Source organism: Halomicrococcus pelagicus, assembly GCF_050954125.1.
The window spans coordinates 281,573-295,790 of record NZ_JBPBWC010000002.1 but is presented as its reverse complement, the minus strand read 5'-3'; the positions used below and the strand labels follow the sequence as shown (position 1 = coordinate 295,790).

Here is a 14,218-nt window from a genome sequence, read left to right as displayed (position 1 = left end):
CGGCGCCTTCTCGCTCGTCGCCGGCCGGTAGGCGACGCGAACTCCGCGGTACCCCCGAGAATCCGGACCGCTCACTCCTCTCGCTCCGCCAGCCAGTCGGCGAACTTCGCCAGCGCGCGTCCCCGGTGGGAGACGGCGTTTTTCTCCTCGGTGCTCATCTCCGCGAGCGTCTGGCCCTCGTGTTCGAAGATGGGGTCGTAGCCGAACCCCCCGTCGCCGCGCGGCGCGACGATGCGGCCGGGGACCGCGCCCTCGAACGTCTCCGTGCGCTCGCCGTCGTGGTAGACGACGACGCCGCGGAACCGCGCGCGGCGGTTCTCCTCTCGCTCGGCGAGTCGCCAGACGCGCTCGACGCCGAGAGTGTCCTCGACGTACGCAGAGTACGGACCGGGGAACCCGCCGAGCGCGTCGACGAACAGGCCGGCGTCGTCGACGACGACGGGGTCTTCGCCGCCCGTCTCCGCGAACGCCTCCTCCGCGCCGTGGACGGCGATGGCGGCGAGGTCGTCGCTCTGTATCTCGGTGTAGTCGTACTCGACCTGCTCGACGTCGTCGTCGAGGTACTCCCGGGCCTCGCGGACCTTCCCCTCGTTGCCGGTGACGAACCGAATCATGTGCGAGGCGTGGCGTGCGCGGAGGAAATAGCCGTTGGTTCGGCCCGCTCGCGGTCGCGTCGGAATCCCGAACGCGTGATCGAGTCGGTGTGCCCGTCGACCGGTCAGTCGTCGTCGACGATGACTTCGACCGGTTCGTCCTCGACGGTGCGCTCTTCGCCCTTGTTCTCGTGCCAGTAGAGGACGCCGGCGACGACCAGGATTATCCACGACCGCCAGTTGGCGAGGTTGAGCGTGTAGCCGACCCCGAACGGTTTCTCGACGAGCATCCCCTCGCCGGGCTGCCAGTAGGCTGACAGCATCCGGCCGACGCTGGGTCGCTCGAAGTTGTACGGGACGCCGAAGATCGTTCCGGCAGTTTCCTTGTCGGACATGCGATACGGGTTTGTCCGCCCCGACCATAGCGTTTGGGGCACGCGGTCGTCCGCCGACCGTTACCCGACCTGCGTTCCGCCGTGCTGCGCTGCCCGTGCCCGGGGAAAGGCCCATTACGCCCGGAGACCAACGCTTCGACATGCCACAGCGCAGTCGGACGCGAGAGACCGACGACGTCGAGGAGCTGCTCGGCGACGGGGAGTCGACCGAGCGGTCGGCCGGCGAGTCGTCCGGTCGGGGCTTCCGTGCCCGCGCCAAGCAGCGGGCCGTCGACGTCTTCTCGCCGCGCTACTTCCTCGTCGCGGCCGTGGTGTCGTCGGTAGCGATATTCTTCGGCGGTACGCTCGTCCCGCTGGTCGGTGACGTCACCGGCTTCGTCGCGGTGTTTCTCGCGTCGTTCCTCCTCGGCGCCGTTACCAGCGACTCGCGCATCCTCGAGACCGCCGCCGGCGGTGCGGTCGCTGGCGGACTCGGGTTCCTGCTCCAGAATCTGGCGTGGATGGTGGTCGGCGGATTGCCAATAGCCGCCGTCGGCGTCGGCGCGGGTCTGCTCGCCGGCGGTCTCGGCGCGTACTTCGGCGGCGACCTGCGCGACGGCCTCACCCGAGATATCTGAGCTACGCCGACAGCGCCCATCGGTCGCCGTCGCGTTCGACGACGCCCTGGTCGGCCATGCCGGAGAGCTGGCGTTCGACGACGTGGTCCGGCGCTCGCACTTCCTCGCTGACCTCCGATATCGTCTCCGCGCCGGCGGCGAGCGCGGCCAGTATCTCGGCCCGGAGGTGCCCCTCGTCGTCGCCGTCGACCGCCTCGGAGAGCGAATCGAGCACGTCCGTGATGCGTCCGTGGACCCACCGCTGAGCGAGCGACAGCTCGCCTTTGAGCTCCTCCAGGCAGTTGAGCTGTTCCGCGAGAACCGCGATTTCGTCGACGTTCTCGTCGTCCAGCGCGCCGTCGGAAGCGGTCGCCGTCTCTTCGCACGCTCCCTGTTCGTTCACTATCACCTCGTCGCCGTTGCCGTCCGTCTCGACCTCCAGCGAGAGATACCGGCAGGCGCTCACGTCGAGGCTGGCGCTGGCGGGATAGGCGCTCTTCATCCCGAACTCGTAGGGGGAGACGTCCACCTCCAGGCGCAGGTTCCGGGAGATGTGGAAGTACTTGCGGCGCTGATCGTCGGTCCGGCTCTCGACCAGCCCTGCCTCCTCCAGCTTGCGGAGGTGGTCGATGACCGCCTTGGGGCTGACGCCGAGGTAGTCGCTTATCTCCGTAACGTAGCAGGGCTTGTGCGAGAGCAGTCGCAGGATGCGTCTGCGATTTTCGTTACCGAGGATGTCGAGCAGCGCAGCGGAATCCATTCACGTCCGGGGTTTAGTCGCGTGAACTGAAAAGGGTGTCTCTCGCCGTTCAGACGACCGGTCTGGCCGCGACGGCGGTGACGATGACCTCCTCACCCGTCGAAAGCAGGGTCACGCCCCCGTTCCCCTGTCCGTCGCCCGTTCCGACGCCGGTCCCCGGTTCGCTGTCGTTGCCGGACCCGTTCGCGCCGTTCCCCGGCCCCACGTCCGTATCGTTGCCGGGACCGACGTCGGTCTCGTTCCCCGAGACGACGCCGTTCCCATTACCGTTCCCCTGGCCGACGCCGGTCCCGTTTCCGGTAGAGTTGTTGTCGGCCGGAACGTCGACGCTGCCGACCGATCCGGCGACCGCCGCCGCTTTCGGTCCTATCACCGACGAGGCGCGGTTTTCGAGGCGACTGACCGCCTGGACCTCCGCGCCGACGGTTCGCGCTCTCGGCTCGGTTTCGTTGATCGCCTGCTGGATAGCCTGTATGCGACTGACGACGCCGCTCATCTGTGCACGGTACTGGAGTTCATCTATCTTCCCGTTCTGGTAGGCGTCGATGATGGCCTGCTTTTCCTCCTGGAGGGTGTCGAGTTTCCGTCCGAGGTCGTCGACCTGGCTCCTGACGAGTTTCTGTCTGGCCGACCGATTGTCGGTCGCGTTGAACCGGGCGACCCACATGCCGGTCTCGACCGCACCCTGCGTCTCGGTGGAACTGGCCTGCATGAACGACGATATCTCTGTTCCGAGCGAATCGTTGGTGGCGTTCTTCTGGAGCGACCGGTCGTCCGTCTGGAGCGACTGGTCGTTCGTTTCGAACGACCGCAAGTCGTCGGAGGGCGTGGAGGGCGTCGGCCCTGCGGCGGTGGGCACCGCCGCGACGAATGCCCCACAGATGGCAATCGCCGCCAGCAGGACGGCTCGAGCGGAGTTCATCACTACGGCGTTACCCAGCCGTTCCTTAAAAAAACGGACATTCGTTCGTTCCGTTTACATGCCGAATCGAAGCGCTGAGAGCAGCGCTAAGCGTTTAAAACCCGGTCAGGGTCGGTGTAATCGGTCGAGCGAACGGTCCGCGGCGACGACGGCCAGCACCGACAGTGCAACGGTCGCCGCCACGAGCAGCGGGCCGGGGTCGTAGCGCAGCGGCGGATGAAACCCGAACCAGTAGTCGAGTACGTCGTTGACGAGCGCGAGAGCGAGCGCCGCCGCCAGCGCTCCCCGGGTCGTCGTTCCGTAGTGCGGGACGAGGTACGCCTCCGCGACGAACGCCAGGTGGGTGAGGAGGATTCCCCAGTAGTCCCACACCGCCGCGGGGTCCCACGGCGGCCCGAAGTACGCCGGGAATCCGAGGTTGAGCGCGAGGAACGTCCAGAGGCCCATCTTCACCAGCCAGACGAAGGCGATGGTGTGGAGGTACGCGAGCGGCCGGTTCTGCGGTGCCTCGTCGAGTCGGTTCCCGAGGTTCGGGAGCAGCGTCACCAGCGACGCTGCCACGAGGGCGAGCGCGGTCGGCGAGTCGGCGTACAGCGGCCAGAGGAACGTCGGCACCGCCGGCATCGTCTCGACGTAGAACCGAATGCCGACGAGGATGGCGGCGGCGTTGACGACGAGCAGCCAGACGAGGCTCGGCGCGTTCTCCAGGTAGTAACGCGCGTATCGCTCCGGAATCCCCATGGTCGGTGTCGCGCAGAGCACGACCAAATGTCTACTGCAACGAGTCGGCCGGGAGTCGGCCCCTTCGAGTGCGGTTCGCCCGCGTCCGCGACGCCGTTAACCGTTCGCCGTTCGCCGGCTATCCCTCGCGACGGAGCCGTCGGAGGACGAACTGGCGGTCGAGGCTGGCCAGGAACGGCCCGAGTTTCGGCCCCGTCTCCTCGTCGAAGAAGAGCCGGTAACCGGTGGCGAAGAAGTCGCCGACGTCGATGTCGTGACGCTTCGCCGTCTCGTAGATCTCGCCCTGGACCGCCTCGGGGTCGTGACCGTCCGCGATGAAGTCGGCGAGTTCGTCCAGCGCCGCCTCCGTCTCGGCGTCGAGTTCGACGTCGGGCATCTCGGTGCGCTTCAGGTCGTAGTTGTAGGCGTTGTCGGTGCGGTCGGCCCACTCGCTGGCGCGTTCGACGCGGCCGAGGGCGTACTCGACCGCCCAGTCGGGGTCGTCGTCGGCGAGGTGGCCCTCGCGGCGGGCGATGTCCTCGCGGAGGTCGGGGTCGTCGGTCATCCCGAGCACGGCGGCGAACGTGTAGGGGAGTCGGACGCGGTCCACGAACGTCTCGTCGACGACATCGTCGTACCGGGCCCGTTCGTCGTGGTCGGCGAGGGGGACGCTGTCGCGGTCCGGCGTCGGAATCGGGTCGCCGCCCGCGTCGAACCGCGCGGCGACGGTCGGGCGGGCGACCGCCGGGTAGGCGGCGTCGGCCACGTCCTCGGCTCTCGTCGTCTCCTCGTCGTCACTGGTCGCCTCGACTGCGTCGCGCTCGCCGAAGTAGACCTGCTCGAACTCGTCGAACTCGTCGACGAGGAACTCCAGGTGTTCGACGCTGAAGTCCCGGGCCTTGCTCGGGTCCTTCGTGAAGAAGTACCGGAGGACCTCCGGCTCGATGGTTTCGAGCACGTCCTGGACCATGACGACGTGACCGCCCGAGGAGGAGAACGGTTCGCCTTCGAGCGTGAACCACTCGTAGGCCATCGGCGTCGGCGGGACGTCCCCAAAGACGTTCCGCGCGACGTCCGAACCGGAGGGCCACGAGCCCTCGGCGTGGTCCTTGCCGAACGGCTCGAAGTCGACGCCGAGCACCCGCCACTGGGCGGGCCACTCGAACCGCCACGGGAGCTTCCCCTCCCGAAGCGTCGCGGTTCCCTCGTGGCCGCAGCCCTCGATGGTCCGGTCGCCGGCCTCCATGTCCGTGCAGACGTAGTCGACGGTGCCCTCGTCGGGATGGACCGCGGTCACCGTCTCGGTTATCTTGCCACACTCCCCACAGATGGGGTTGAACGGGACGTACTCCTCGTCCACCTTGTCTTGGTAGGCCGAGAGCACCTCGCGAGCCTCCTCGCGGTGTTCCAGAACGTAGCGAGTGACGTCCTCGAACTCGCCGGACTCGTACAGCTCCGTGTTCGAGACCATCTCGACGGGGATGCCGAGCAGTTCCGCGCTGCGCTCGATGAGGTTCGAGAAGTGGTCGCCGTAGGAGTCACAGCAGCCGAAGGGGTCCGGAATCACCGTGTAGGGCTTGCCGAGGTTCCGACCCAGCGCACCGGCGTTCACATCGCCCAGATCGACGACGTTGCCGTCGAGGTCGGCGAGTTTCCGGGGTACCTTCCGGAGCGGGTCGCGGTCGTCGGCGGTGAACACCTGCCGGACCTCCCGGCCGCGGTCGCGAAGCGCTTCCGCGACGAAGTAGCCCCGCACGATTTCGTTCATGTTGCCGAGGTGCGGGACGCCGGACGGCGAGATGCCGCCCTTGATGACGACGGGGTCGTCGCTCCGGTCGGGGTCGTCTGCCAGTCGCTCCAGGATTCGGTCGGCGACCGACTCGGCCCAGAAGGCGTGCCCGTCGGCCTCCTGGAGGAGGTAGGGGTCGTCGTCGGGGTGCGGTTCGCGGCTGGCCTGCTCGTCGCTCATAGCTCCTCTGTCACCCAGTAGTTCATCTCGTCGTCCGCGCCCGTCGGGATGATGTCGGTGCCGCCGTGGTCCCCCCGGCGGACGGCGTCGCCGATGCGCCCCGGTTCGGTGCCGTCGAGGACGATGGTGCGAACGCCCGAGCGCTCGATGAGTTTCGCGGCGAGGAGGTCGACGGGTGCGGAACTCCCGGCGTTCATCTCCAGGTCGGCGATGACGTCCACGAGTTCGCTCGCCGACAGTTCGTCGAACTTCGTGGCGTCGTCTACCTCGTTGGGGTCGTCGCTGAACACGCCGGGGACGCTCGTCGCGTAGACGAGCAGGTCGGCGTTCGTGTACTCCGCGAGCGCGGCGCTGACGGCGTCGGTCGTCTGCCCGGGCATCACGCCGCCCATGATGGCGACGTCGCCGCGGTGCATGGCGGTCCCGGCCTCCTCGTACGTTTCGGCGGGGCTCGGGGCGGCCCGTTCGCCGAGCGCCGCGATGAGCAGGCGGGCGTTCAACCGCGTAACGTCGATGCCGATGTCGTCCAGTTCTATCTCGTTCGCACCGAGTTCCCGGGCGGTCCCGATGTAATCGCGGGCGACGCCCCCGCCCCCGACGACGGCGCCGATAGTACACCCCTCCTCAGCAAGTGACTCGATGACGGCGGCGTGCTCGCGAACGCGTCGAGAGTCGAGATCTGGCGCGAGCACGCTACCGCCAATGGAGACGACCACCTTCATGCTATCGCGGAATTACCCGGACGCGGCCTTAAGCGTTCTCAACTTCGGGGGCGACGCGGCCGCCGTCCGCGTTCTCGTCGGCCGTTCGACGGGCGCAATCGACGCCGATTCCGGTCCCGACCGAAGGCTAAAAGCCCCTTCCGACCATCTCTGCGCCCATGCAGATAGTGGGCGTCTGCGGTCCCGGCGCGGACCGCGTCGGCGACCGTCTCGCCGCTCGTCTCGGGGACGCGGGCCGGGTCGCAACCGTCGAACGCGGAGCGGTCGACGCGACGGACGCGTCTGCCGAGACCGCAAGCACCGCCGTCGAACTCCGGGCGGACCAGTGGCGGGCTCGCGGCGGTAGACGCGACCTCCCCCAGGTTCTCGACGACCTCGCTCCCGACCACGACTACGCCGTCGTCGTGGACTTCCCCGGCGCGCGAGTGCCGCAGGTCGCGCTCGGTGACGCCGACCCAGCGGGCGAGGTGCTCGTCGACGCGACCGACGCCGACGCGCTCGACCTCGACGGCGTCAGCGACGCGCTCGACGCCGTCGAACCGTACGAGACCCTGGAGTCACTGGTCGAACGTGCGAAATCCTCCCCGGACGCCGACCGCTCCGGAGCCATCGCGACGTTCACCGGGCGCGTCCGCGCGAAAGACGGTCCGGACGACGACCCGACGGAGTACCTCGAGTTCCAGAAGTACGAAAGCGTCGCGGACGAACGCATGGCCGCGATACGCGAGGAACTCGAAGCGCGCGACGGCGTCTTCGAGGTGCTCTTGCACCACCGGACCGGCGTCGTCGAAGCGGGCGAGGACATCGTGTTCGTCGTCGTCCTCGCAGGTCACCGCGAAGAGGCCTTTCGCACCGTCGAGGACGGCATCGACCGGCTCAAGGCGGAAGTCCCGCTGTTCAAGAAGGAAGTGACGACCGACGAGGAGTTCTGGGTCCACAAGCGGTCCTGAGGCCCCTCTGTCTCCGGTCTCGTCGCCCCGTCTTCGCCGTGACCGGGGACGACTCGTTCCCTCGAACGTTCCGCTCGTCGTCGACTCGGTCGCGTCCCGCGGTCGACCCCGGACGAAGCCGTGGGAAACGCGACTACTTCGGTCCTTTTCGTCCCGGATTGAAATCCGGAGAATATTCTGGGAAACAAAAGGAGAGTGGCGGTTTTTGAACTTTTTAACGCTCGTAGAAAAGTCCATAAAACGTCGTTTTTACTCTGATTTACGTCTCTTTTCGGCCGAAAGTGGCGAAAGCGGTCCGAAACGACCCGAAGCTTCCTTTCTTTATAACATCCCCCGAGGCAAAGGGGGTGATGGAGTCAGAACATGAGCGCAACCTCGCAGACCGCCACTGAAAGCCCTGAACCGGAGAGCAAAGAGGAACGCCTGAAACAGTACCTGTGCGAGAAAGCCAGCGACGGCGAGATGTACTTCAAGAGCAAGTTCATCGCCGACGAAGTCGGTCTCTCCGCGAAGGAGATCGGTGCGCTGATGGTGAAGCTGAAAGACTGCGCGGAGCTCGAGGTCGAGAAGTGGTCGTACACGAGCGCGACCACCTAGCGCGTGGCTCCGGCCTGATCCAGGGCAACCGGTCCCCGATCCGAGCCCTCGCTTTCGGAGTCTCCCCGTCGCCCGCCCCCGTCCGGCCTTCCCGACCAGCCTCCCCGACCGCCCGCTTCGACCACCCTCCCCGTCCCCTTCCGGCACGCGGCCCGCCGCCGCTTCACCCGTCGGTGGTTTCCCCCTTGCCACCGTCTAGCGTTCCCGACCGACCGCCTGCGGTCGATTCTCGTCGCCGTCGGTCGATGCCTTTGTAGGTTCCCGTCGTTTCTGTCCACGCGTGTCGCTGCTATCTGCGCTGACCAACGCCATCGTTCCCGTTCTGTCGGTCGCGGCGGTCGGCTTCCTGCTCGGCTCTCTCCGCGACATCGACGTCGGCGGACTGGGGACCGTCACGATATACGTGCTCACGCCCGCGCTGGTGTTCCACAGCCTCATGACCACGTCCATCGACGGCGAGACGGCGGTCACGCTGGCCGCGGCCGTCGTCGCGTTCACGCTGGCCATGGTCGTGCTCGCCGAGTTCGCCGGTCGCCTCCTCGGCGAGTCCGAACCGACGCTCGGCGCGCTCGTGTTGACGAGCACGTTCGCCAACGCCGGTAACTACGGCATCCCCCTCTCGCAGTTCGCGTTCGGCGCGGTCGGTCGGAGTACGGCCATCCTCTACATCGCCGTCCAGTCGGTGCTCATGTACACCGTGGGCGTCTACCTCGCGTCGCGCGGCGACGACACCTCCGGGTTCGGAGCGATTCGCGAGGTGTTCAAGCTCCCGCTCGTCTACGCCGTGCTCGCGGCGGGTCTAGTTCGCGTTCTCGGCGTCGTCCCGTCCGAGAACTCGGCGGCCATGGAGACGCTGCAACTCACCGGCGACGCCGCCATTCCGGTGATGCTGTTGCTGCTCGGCATCCAGCTCGCGAACACCGACTCCGGCGCTGCGGTCGCCCGCGTCGGCGTCTCGAACGCAATGAAGCTCGTCGTCGCGCCCGTCGTCGCGGTGGGCGTCGTCCTCGCGCTCGGGTTCGCCGACGACACCGTCGCGCGCGTGTTCGTCCTCGAATGCGCGATGCCGGCGGCGGTCACGCCGCTCATCCTCACCATCGAGTACGACTCCGGTCCCGAGACCGGACTCTCCGGGCCCGAGTACGTCAGCACGGCCATCTTCGCCAGCACCCTGGCCAGCGTGCCGATCCTCACGCTGCTCATCGCCGTCCTCAAGTCCGGGGCCGTCGTCTGACCGCCAGCGCAGGTGCGACCCGAGGTCGCGCGGGCGGACCGACACCGCCGCAAAGAGCACCGTCGTCTAGGGGTTTATACGGGTTCGCTTCGTAATACGAGCGAATGGCTTCGACCGAGCCGCCCGAAGCCGGTCCTCCGCTCCACCGCCTGGAATCGGTGTTCCGGGTGTACGACGTACAGCGGGAGGGAGACCAGTTGATCTACTACGGCGAGCCCCTGGTCCCCCAGGACCGTCTCATGAAGACCATCTGGCCGCTTTTCCGCGAATCGGGCTACGAGGCGACGCTGACGACGCGGATGGGCGAGTACGTCATCGTCGCCGAACCGGTCGACCTCGGACCGGACGGCGTCCCCTGGAAGAACGTCCTGCTCTTCGTCGCCACGGTGCTGTCGACGCTCTTCGCCGGGGCGTCGTGGTACCACGTCGACCCCGTCGCGAATCCGCTGTCGGCGCTCCAGCAGGCGTGGCCGTTCACGCTCGCCGTGATGGGCGTCCTGGGAACCCACGAGCTCGGTCACTACGTGATGAGTCGCTACCACGGCGTCGACGCGACGCTGCCGTACTTCATCCCCATGCCGACGCTCATCGGGACGATGGGCGCGGTCATCCGGATGAAGGGTCAGATGCCGGACCGCAAGGCGCTGTTCGACATCGGCGTCGCCGGTCCGCTGGCCGGCCTCGTGGCGACGGTCGTCGTCACCGCCATCGGTCTGACGCTGGAGCCGGTGACGGCCTCCCAGCAACTGCTGAACGGCCCCAACGTGGTGCAGGTGAAGTTCGGCTACCCGCCGCTGCTGAAAGGCATTGCGGCGCTGATGGGCGAACGGCTCACGTACGGGGACCCGACCAAGTCCATCAACCCGGTCGTCATCGGCGGCTGGGTCGGGATGTTCGTCACCTTCCTCAACCTCATCCCCGTCGGCCAGCTGGACGGCGGCCACATCGTGCGGGCGATACTCGGCAAGCGCCAGGAGAGTATCGCCGCGCTCGTCCCCGCCGTCCTCTTCGGCCTCGCGGCGTACGTCTTCTACGTGCTCGACGTGAGCAACGCGACGGTGCTGTGGGTCATCTGGGGATTCCTCTCGATGTTCTTCGCCTACGTCGGCCCGGCGACCCCCATCGACGACGACGAACTCGACCTCCGGCGGAAGCTGCTGGGCGTGGTCACGTTCGTCCTCGGGCTCCTCTGTTTCACGCCGACGCCGATACAGATAATCTCCTGAGAGCTGCCGTCCTCAGTCTCTGCCGTGGGTGTACCCCCGGTCCGACAGGGGGTCGCCGTCCATCTCGATGTCCTCCTCGACCGCTTCGCCGACGACGGTCAGCGGCACCGGCGACGCGTCGCGCGCGTCGACGACCGACTCCTCCGGGACGGTGACGACGAGTTCGAAGTCCTCGCCGAAGAACGTCGAGAGCTCGCGCTCGTCCGCGTCGTCGTCGGCGACCTCGCGGACGCTCTCGGCCACTGGAATCGCGTCGCCGTCCAGCGCGAACCCGCAGTCGCTCGCCTCGGCCAGCTGGTGGACCGACCGCGCCAGTCCGTCGCTCGAGTCCATCATCGCCGTGGCGTGCGGTGCGAGCGCGCGACCGGCGGCGACTCGCGGTTCGAACCGGAACAGGTCGTTGGCGCGCGCGTGGTCGCCGCGCTCGAACAGTCTGAGGGCCGCCGCGCTCCGCCCCAGCGTTCCGGTGACACAGAGCGCGTCCCCGGCGGTGGCGCCGGAGCGAGCGACGGGGTCGTCGGTCCGGCCGAGCGCGGTCGTCGTCGCGGTGAACTCGTCGAGCGTGTCGAGGTCGCCGCCGACGTAGCGCGCGTCGACCGTCTCGCAGACCTCTCGCGCTCCGGCGACGAAGTCCCGGAGTTCGTCGGCGTCGAACGCGGGCGCGGCGTACACCGCGACCGCCGCGGTCGCCGACGCGCCCATCGCGGCCACGTCCGACAGCGACGCGCCGACGGCGCGCCACCCGGCGGTGTACCGGGTGGTCCCCGCCGGGAAGTCGGTCGTCTCGTGGAGCATGTCGGTGGTGACGACCTGCCCGTCGACGACCGCGGCGTCGTCGCCGGCGTCGTCGAGTTCCTCGGCCAGCAGTTTCAGCGCCGCCCGCTCGTCCATACGTCGACTCTCTCGCGCCCGGAGAAAAGCCGACCGGTCTTCGCTGGGTTCAAGCGCTCCGCCCGAGATGCCCCGAACTGATGCGTCTCGACCTGGGTGACGTTCGGACGATAGTAGTCGGGTTCGTCGCCGCTATCGTCGTCCTGTTCGCCGTAGCCGCCGTCGTCGGTATCGACCAGGTACTGGGCAAACTCGCGATGGCCGACACCAGACTGGTCGCGCTCGTCGGCGTCGTCGCGCTGGCGTGGCTGGCCTCCTGGGCGATGGCGCTACGGACCGTCCTCTCCGCGCTGGGCGTCTCCGTCTCTCCGGTCCGGGCGTTCATGCTCTACGCCGGCGCGACCTTCGCCAATAACATCACGCCGTTCGGACAGGCCGGCGGCGAACCGTTCAGCGCCCTGCTCATCTCCCGGGTCACCGACGCGGAGTACGAGACGGGGCTGGCGGCTATCGCCAGCGTCGACTCCATCAACTTCGTCCCCTCCATCTCGTTCGGACTCGTCGGCGTGGTCTACTACGCCACCGTGCTCGCCATCGGTGACAGGCTACAGATAGAGTTCGTCGCGCTCGCCGTCGTCACCCTGGCCCTCGCGGTCCCCCTCTCGGCGACGCTGCTGTGGCGCTCGCGCGACCGCGTGGAGGCGGGCGTGGCGAGCGCCGTCGTCCCGGTCGTCGGCGCGCTCGCCCGCGCGGTTCCCCGGATAACGCCGACGACCCACGACGCCGTCCGGCGGCGCGTTCGCGGCTTCTTCCGCGCCATCGAGCGCGTGGCGTCGGACCGCCGGAGTCTCCTGCTCGCCCTCCTCTTCTCGGCGCTGGGCTGGCTCCTGTCGGCGACGTCGCTGTGGCTCTCGCTGTACGCGCTCGGCGTCGTCGTCCCGTTCGCGGCGGTCCTGTTCGTCGTCCCCATCGTGAGCATGGCGGGCGTGACGCCGCTCCCGGGCGGCCTCGGCGGGGTCGAGGCGGCGCTCGTCTTCCTGCTCGGTCCCATCGCGGGCATCTCGGGCGCGATGGCGGCCGCGGCCGCGTTCATCCACCGCGCGGCGACCTACTGGCTCCCGGTGGCCATCGGCGGCGTCTCCACGGCGATGCTGGAGGCCGACAACGCCAACGGCGACTGAGTTCCGTCGGGCCCGGTCAGCGCTCCGTCACGCGCATCTCGACGGGGCCGTCGGGGTGCAGGGTCACCAGCGGCACGAGGTCGACGTCTTCGGTGACGCGGTCGAGTTCGTAGCGCCGGCCGAGCGTCGCGAGGACGAGTTTCGCCTCGCGCATCGCGAACCCGTCGCCGATGCACTTGCGCGGCCCGCCGCCGAACGGGAAGTACGCGAACGGCGGAAGGTCGCGGCGGAACTCGTCGGTCCAGCGCTCCGGCCGGAACGTCTCGGGGTCGTCGAACCAGCGGCGGTCGCGGTGGACGACCCACTGGGGCATGGAGACGACGCTCCCCTGGGGAATCCGGAACCCCGCGAGTTCGTCGTCCACCGTGGCCTCGCGGTAGACGACGTACGCCGGCGGGTAGAGCCGCATCGCCTCCGTCACGATTTTCTCCAGGTAGTCCAGTTCCGCGAGGTCGGCGGCGGTCGGCGGGCCGTCCAGCGCGTCCACCTCCTCGTGGAACTTCCGCTCGACCGCCGGGTTGTCGGCGACGAGCCACCAGACGTAGGTGAGCGTCAGCGCCGTCGTGTCGTGACCGGCGAGCAGCATCGTCATCATCTCGTCGCGGAGCATGTCCTCGTCGACCTCGTCTTGGTCGCGCATCCGCAGGAGGATGGCGAGCACGTCGTCGCCCTCGCGACCCTCGTGCTGGCGGCGCAGTTCCCGGAGCACGCGCTCCAGCCGCTGCACCGAGCGCCGGTACTGCAGGTTCCGCGGCGTCGGCACCTCCTCGGGGACGAACGCCTGCGGCCCCGGCCGGAACCGTTCGCCGACGTTCAACAGCGCGTCTCGGACGACGCGCTCCATTCCGTCGAGTTCGACGCCGAGCAGCGTCTCGACGACGATTCGGAGCGTTAGCTCGGACATCTCGGCGTGCACGTCGAGGACGTCACCGTCCGACCAGGACGCGCCCGTGCGCTCGGCGTTCGCGACCATCTCGTCCGCGTAGGCGTTCAGTCGCTCGCCGAAGAAGGCCGGCTGGAGCGCGCTACGCTGGCGCCGCCAGACGTCGCCGTTGCTCGTCAGCAGGCCGTCGCCGAGCAGGCCGGCCAACCCCTCGTCCTCGCCGAACGTCGGCTTCCGGTAGTCGTCCGCGTTCTCGACCAGCACGCGCCGGACGGCGTCCGGATCGACGACCTGGTAGACCTCCTGGCCGTAGACGTCTATCGACGCCACGTCGCCGAACTCGCGTGCGGCCCGCTCCATGAACCCCAGCGGGTCGTCGGCGTACTGGAGGCTCGTCCCGACCACCGGCAGGCCGGGCGGCCCCGAGGGTACCCGATTTGCCATACGCTTCGTTCGTGTTCGTTCGGCTTAGAGTTCCCGCCCATCCTGTCGGGGTGCTCGACCGCGGCTGTTCACGGGTCGCCGACCGGCCCGACGCGCCAGGGCGGTCGAACCGGGAGCGTACCGGGCTCGGCTGCCCGATTCGCGGGTCGGTTCCGGCAATCGCCGCGGCTTTGTAGGACGCCACCGAACCCCCGC

The 14,218-nt window shown here is 68.3% G+C and carries 15 protein-coding genes; 6 read left to right on the top strand and 9 right to left on the bottom strand.

Features of this window, described 5'->3' with window-relative positions:
• Positions 1-71 precede the first annotated feature (71 nt).
• Complete coding sequence (locus ACRYA2_RS06195; RefSeq protein ID WP_433625371.1) at positions 72-614, bottom strand: XTP/dITP diphosphatase; 543 nt, start codon at positions 612-614, stop codon at positions 72-74.
• Positions 615-718: 104 nt separating this feature from the next.
• A complete protein-coding gene (locus ACRYA2_RS06190; RefSeq protein ID WP_433625368.1) occupies positions 719-988 on the bottom strand; it encodes a DUF5808 domain-containing protein in 270 nt (89 codons plus the stop codon).
• 140 nt (positions 989-1,128) lie between these two features.
• Between ACRYA2_RS06190 and ACRYA2_RS06185 the strand changes: the two genes are divergently transcribed.
• Positions 1,129-1,605 (top strand): hypothetical protein, encoded by a 477-nt coding sequence (locus tag ACRYA2_RS06185; protein WP_433625365.1) that lies wholly within the window; start codon positions 1,129-1,131, stop codon positions 1,603-1,605.
• A 1-nt stretch (position 1,606) separates the two neighbouring features.
• On the opposite strand, the gene ACRYA2_RS06180 is transcribed toward ACRYA2_RS06185, so the two are convergent.
• The 5 genes from ACRYA2_RS06180 to pyrH form a co-directional block, all read right to left on the bottom strand.
• On the bottom strand, positions 1,607-2,344 hold the full coding sequence (locus ACRYA2_RS06180; RefSeq protein WP_433625362.1) for an ArsR/SmtB family transcription factor: 738 nt from the start codon (positions 2,342-2,344) through the stop codon (positions 1,607-1,609).
• Positions 2,345-2,393: 49 nt separating this feature from the next.
• Entirely contained in the window at positions 2,394-3,266 is an 873-nt protein-coding gene (locus tag ACRYA2_RS06175; protein WP_433625359.1) for a DUF7096 domain-containing protein, read from the bottom strand.
• Positions 3,267-3,371: 105 nt separating this feature from the next.
• Positions 3,372-4,007 (bottom strand): DUF1405 domain-containing protein, encoded by a 636-nt coding sequence (locus tag ACRYA2_RS06170; RefSeq protein ID WP_433625356.1) that lies wholly within the window; start codon positions 4,005-4,007, stop codon positions 3,372-3,374.
• Between the two features lie 118 nt (positions 4,008-4,125).
• Positions 4,126-5,955, bottom strand: coding sequence for a lysine--tRNA ligase (gene lysS, locus ACRYA2_RS06165; protein WP_433625354.1), 1,830 nt, complete (start codon positions 5,953-5,955; stop codon positions 4,126-4,128).
• Positions 5,952-6,677 (bottom strand): UMP kinase, encoded by a 726-nt coding sequence (gene pyrH / locus ACRYA2_RS06160; RefSeq protein ID WP_433625351.1) that lies wholly within the window; start codon positions 6,675-6,677, stop codon positions 5,952-5,954. The genes lysS and pyrH overlap by 4 nt, the downstream gene beginning before the upstream one ends.
• 158 nt (positions 6,678-6,835) lie before the next feature.
• Between pyrH and ACRYA2_RS06155 the strand changes: the two genes are divergently transcribed.
• From ACRYA2_RS06155 to ACRYA2_RS06140, 4 genes are all read left to right on the top strand, one after another.
• The gene (locus ACRYA2_RS06155) at positions 6,836-7,627 is read left to right on the top strand and encodes a molybdopterin synthase (RefSeq protein WP_433625348.1); all 792 of its coding nucleotides are present in this window, start codon (positions 6,836-6,838) and stop codon (positions 7,625-7,627) included.
• Positions 7,628-7,990: 363 nt separating this feature from the next.
• On the top strand, positions 7,991-8,224 hold the full coding sequence (locus ACRYA2_RS06150; protein ID WP_433625345.1) for a DUF7123 family protein: 234 nt from the start codon (positions 7,991-7,993) through the stop codon (positions 8,222-8,224).
• Between the two features lie 280 nt (positions 8,225-8,504).
• Positions 8,505-9,458: an AEC family transporter gene (locus ACRYA2_RS06145; protein ID WP_433625342.1), complete on the top strand. Its 954-nt coding sequence runs from the start codon at positions 8,505-8,507 to the stop codon at positions 9,456-9,458.
• Between the two features lie 104 nt (positions 9,459-9,562).
• Positions 9,563-10,684 (top strand): site-2 protease family protein, encoded by a 1,122-nt coding sequence (locus tag ACRYA2_RS06140; RefSeq protein ID WP_433625339.1) that lies wholly within the window; start codon positions 9,563-9,565, stop codon positions 10,682-10,684.
• Between the two features lie 12 nt (positions 10,685-10,696).
• Here ACRYA2_RS06140 and thiL read toward each other — a convergent pair whose 3' ends face one another.
• Positions 10,697-11,575 carry a thiamine-phosphate kinase gene (thiL, locus tag ACRYA2_RS06135; RefSeq protein WP_433625336.1) on the bottom strand — a complete coding sequence of 293 codons (879 nt, stop codon included), beginning with the start codon at positions 11,573-11,575 and terminating at the stop codon, positions 10,697-10,699.
• Positions 11,576-11,655: 80 nt separating this feature from the next.
• Here thiL and ACRYA2_RS06130 point away from each other — a divergent pair, with 80 nt between their 5' ends.
• Positions 11,656-12,696, top strand: coding sequence for a lysylphosphatidylglycerol synthase transmembrane domain-containing protein (locus tag ACRYA2_RS06130; protein ID WP_433625333.1), 1,041 nt, complete (start codon positions 11,656-11,658; stop codon positions 12,694-12,696).
• A gap of 16 nt (positions 12,697-12,712) precedes the next feature.
• Here ACRYA2_RS06130 and ACRYA2_RS06125 read toward each other — a convergent pair whose 3' ends face one another.
• Positions 12,713-14,023 carry a cytochrome P450 gene (locus ACRYA2_RS06125; RefSeq protein WP_433625330.1) on the bottom strand — a complete coding sequence of 437 codons (1,311 nt, stop codon included), beginning with the start codon at positions 14,021-14,023 and terminating at the stop codon, positions 12,713-12,715.
• Between the last annotated feature and the right edge of the window lie 195 nt (positions 14,024-14,218).

Excerpts from the sequence above, each read along its gene's own strand:
- ACRYA2_RS06195 (WP_433625371.1), bottom strand. The coding sequence starts at position 614 with ATGATTCGGTTCGTCACCGGCAACGAGGGGAAGGTCCGCGAGGCCCGG.
- ACRYA2_RS06190 (WP_433625368.1), bottom strand. The coding sequence starts at position 988 with ATGTCCGACAAGGAAACTGCCGGAACGATCTTCGGCGTCCCGTACAAC.
- ACRYA2_RS06185 (WP_433625365.1), top strand. The coding sequence starts at position 1,129 with ATGCCACAGCGCAGTCGGACGCGAGAGACCGACGACGTCGAGGAGCTG.
- ACRYA2_RS06180 (WP_433625362.1), bottom strand. The coding sequence starts at position 2,344 with ATGGATTCCGCTGCGCTGCTCGACATCCTCGGTAACGAAAATCGCAGA.
- ACRYA2_RS06175 (WP_433625359.1), bottom strand. The coding sequence starts at position 3,266 with ATGAACTCCGCTCGAGCCGTCCTGCTGGCGGCGATTGCCATCTGTGGG.
- ACRYA2_RS06170 (WP_433625356.1), bottom strand. The coding sequence starts at position 4,007 with ATGGGGATTCCGGAGCGATACGCGCGTTACTACCTGGAGAACGCGCCG.
- lysS (WP_433625354.1), bottom strand. The coding sequence starts at position 5,955 with ATGAGCGACGAGCAGGCCAGCCGCGAACCGCACCCCGACGACGACCCC.
- pyrH (WP_433625351.1), bottom strand. The coding sequence starts at position 6,677 with ATGAAGGTGGTCGTCTCCATTGGCGGTAGCGTGCTCGCGCCAGATCTC.
- ACRYA2_RS06155 (WP_433625348.1), top strand. The coding sequence starts at position 6,836 with ATGCAGATAGTGGGCGTCTGCGGTCCCGGCGCGGACCGCGTCGGCGAC.
- ACRYA2_RS06150 (WP_433625345.1), top strand. The coding sequence starts at position 7,991 with ATGAGCGCAACCTCGCAGACCGCCACTGAAAGCCCTGAACCGGAGAGC.
- ACRYA2_RS06140 (WP_433625339.1), top strand. The coding sequence starts at position 9,563 with ATGGCTTCGACCGAGCCGCCCGAAGCCGGTCCTCCGCTCCACCGCCTG.
- thiL (WP_433625336.1), bottom strand. The coding sequence starts at position 11,575 with ATGGACGAGCGGGCGGCGCTGAAACTGCTGGCCGAGGAACTCGACGAC.
- ACRYA2_RS06130 (WP_433625333.1), top strand. The coding sequence starts at position 11,656 with ATGCGTCTCGACCTGGGTGACGTTCGGACGATAGTAGTCGGGTTCGTC.
- ACRYA2_RS06125 (WP_433625330.1), bottom strand. The coding sequence starts at position 14,023 with ATGGCAAATCGGGTACCCTCGGGGCCGCCCGGCCTGCCGGTGGTCGGG.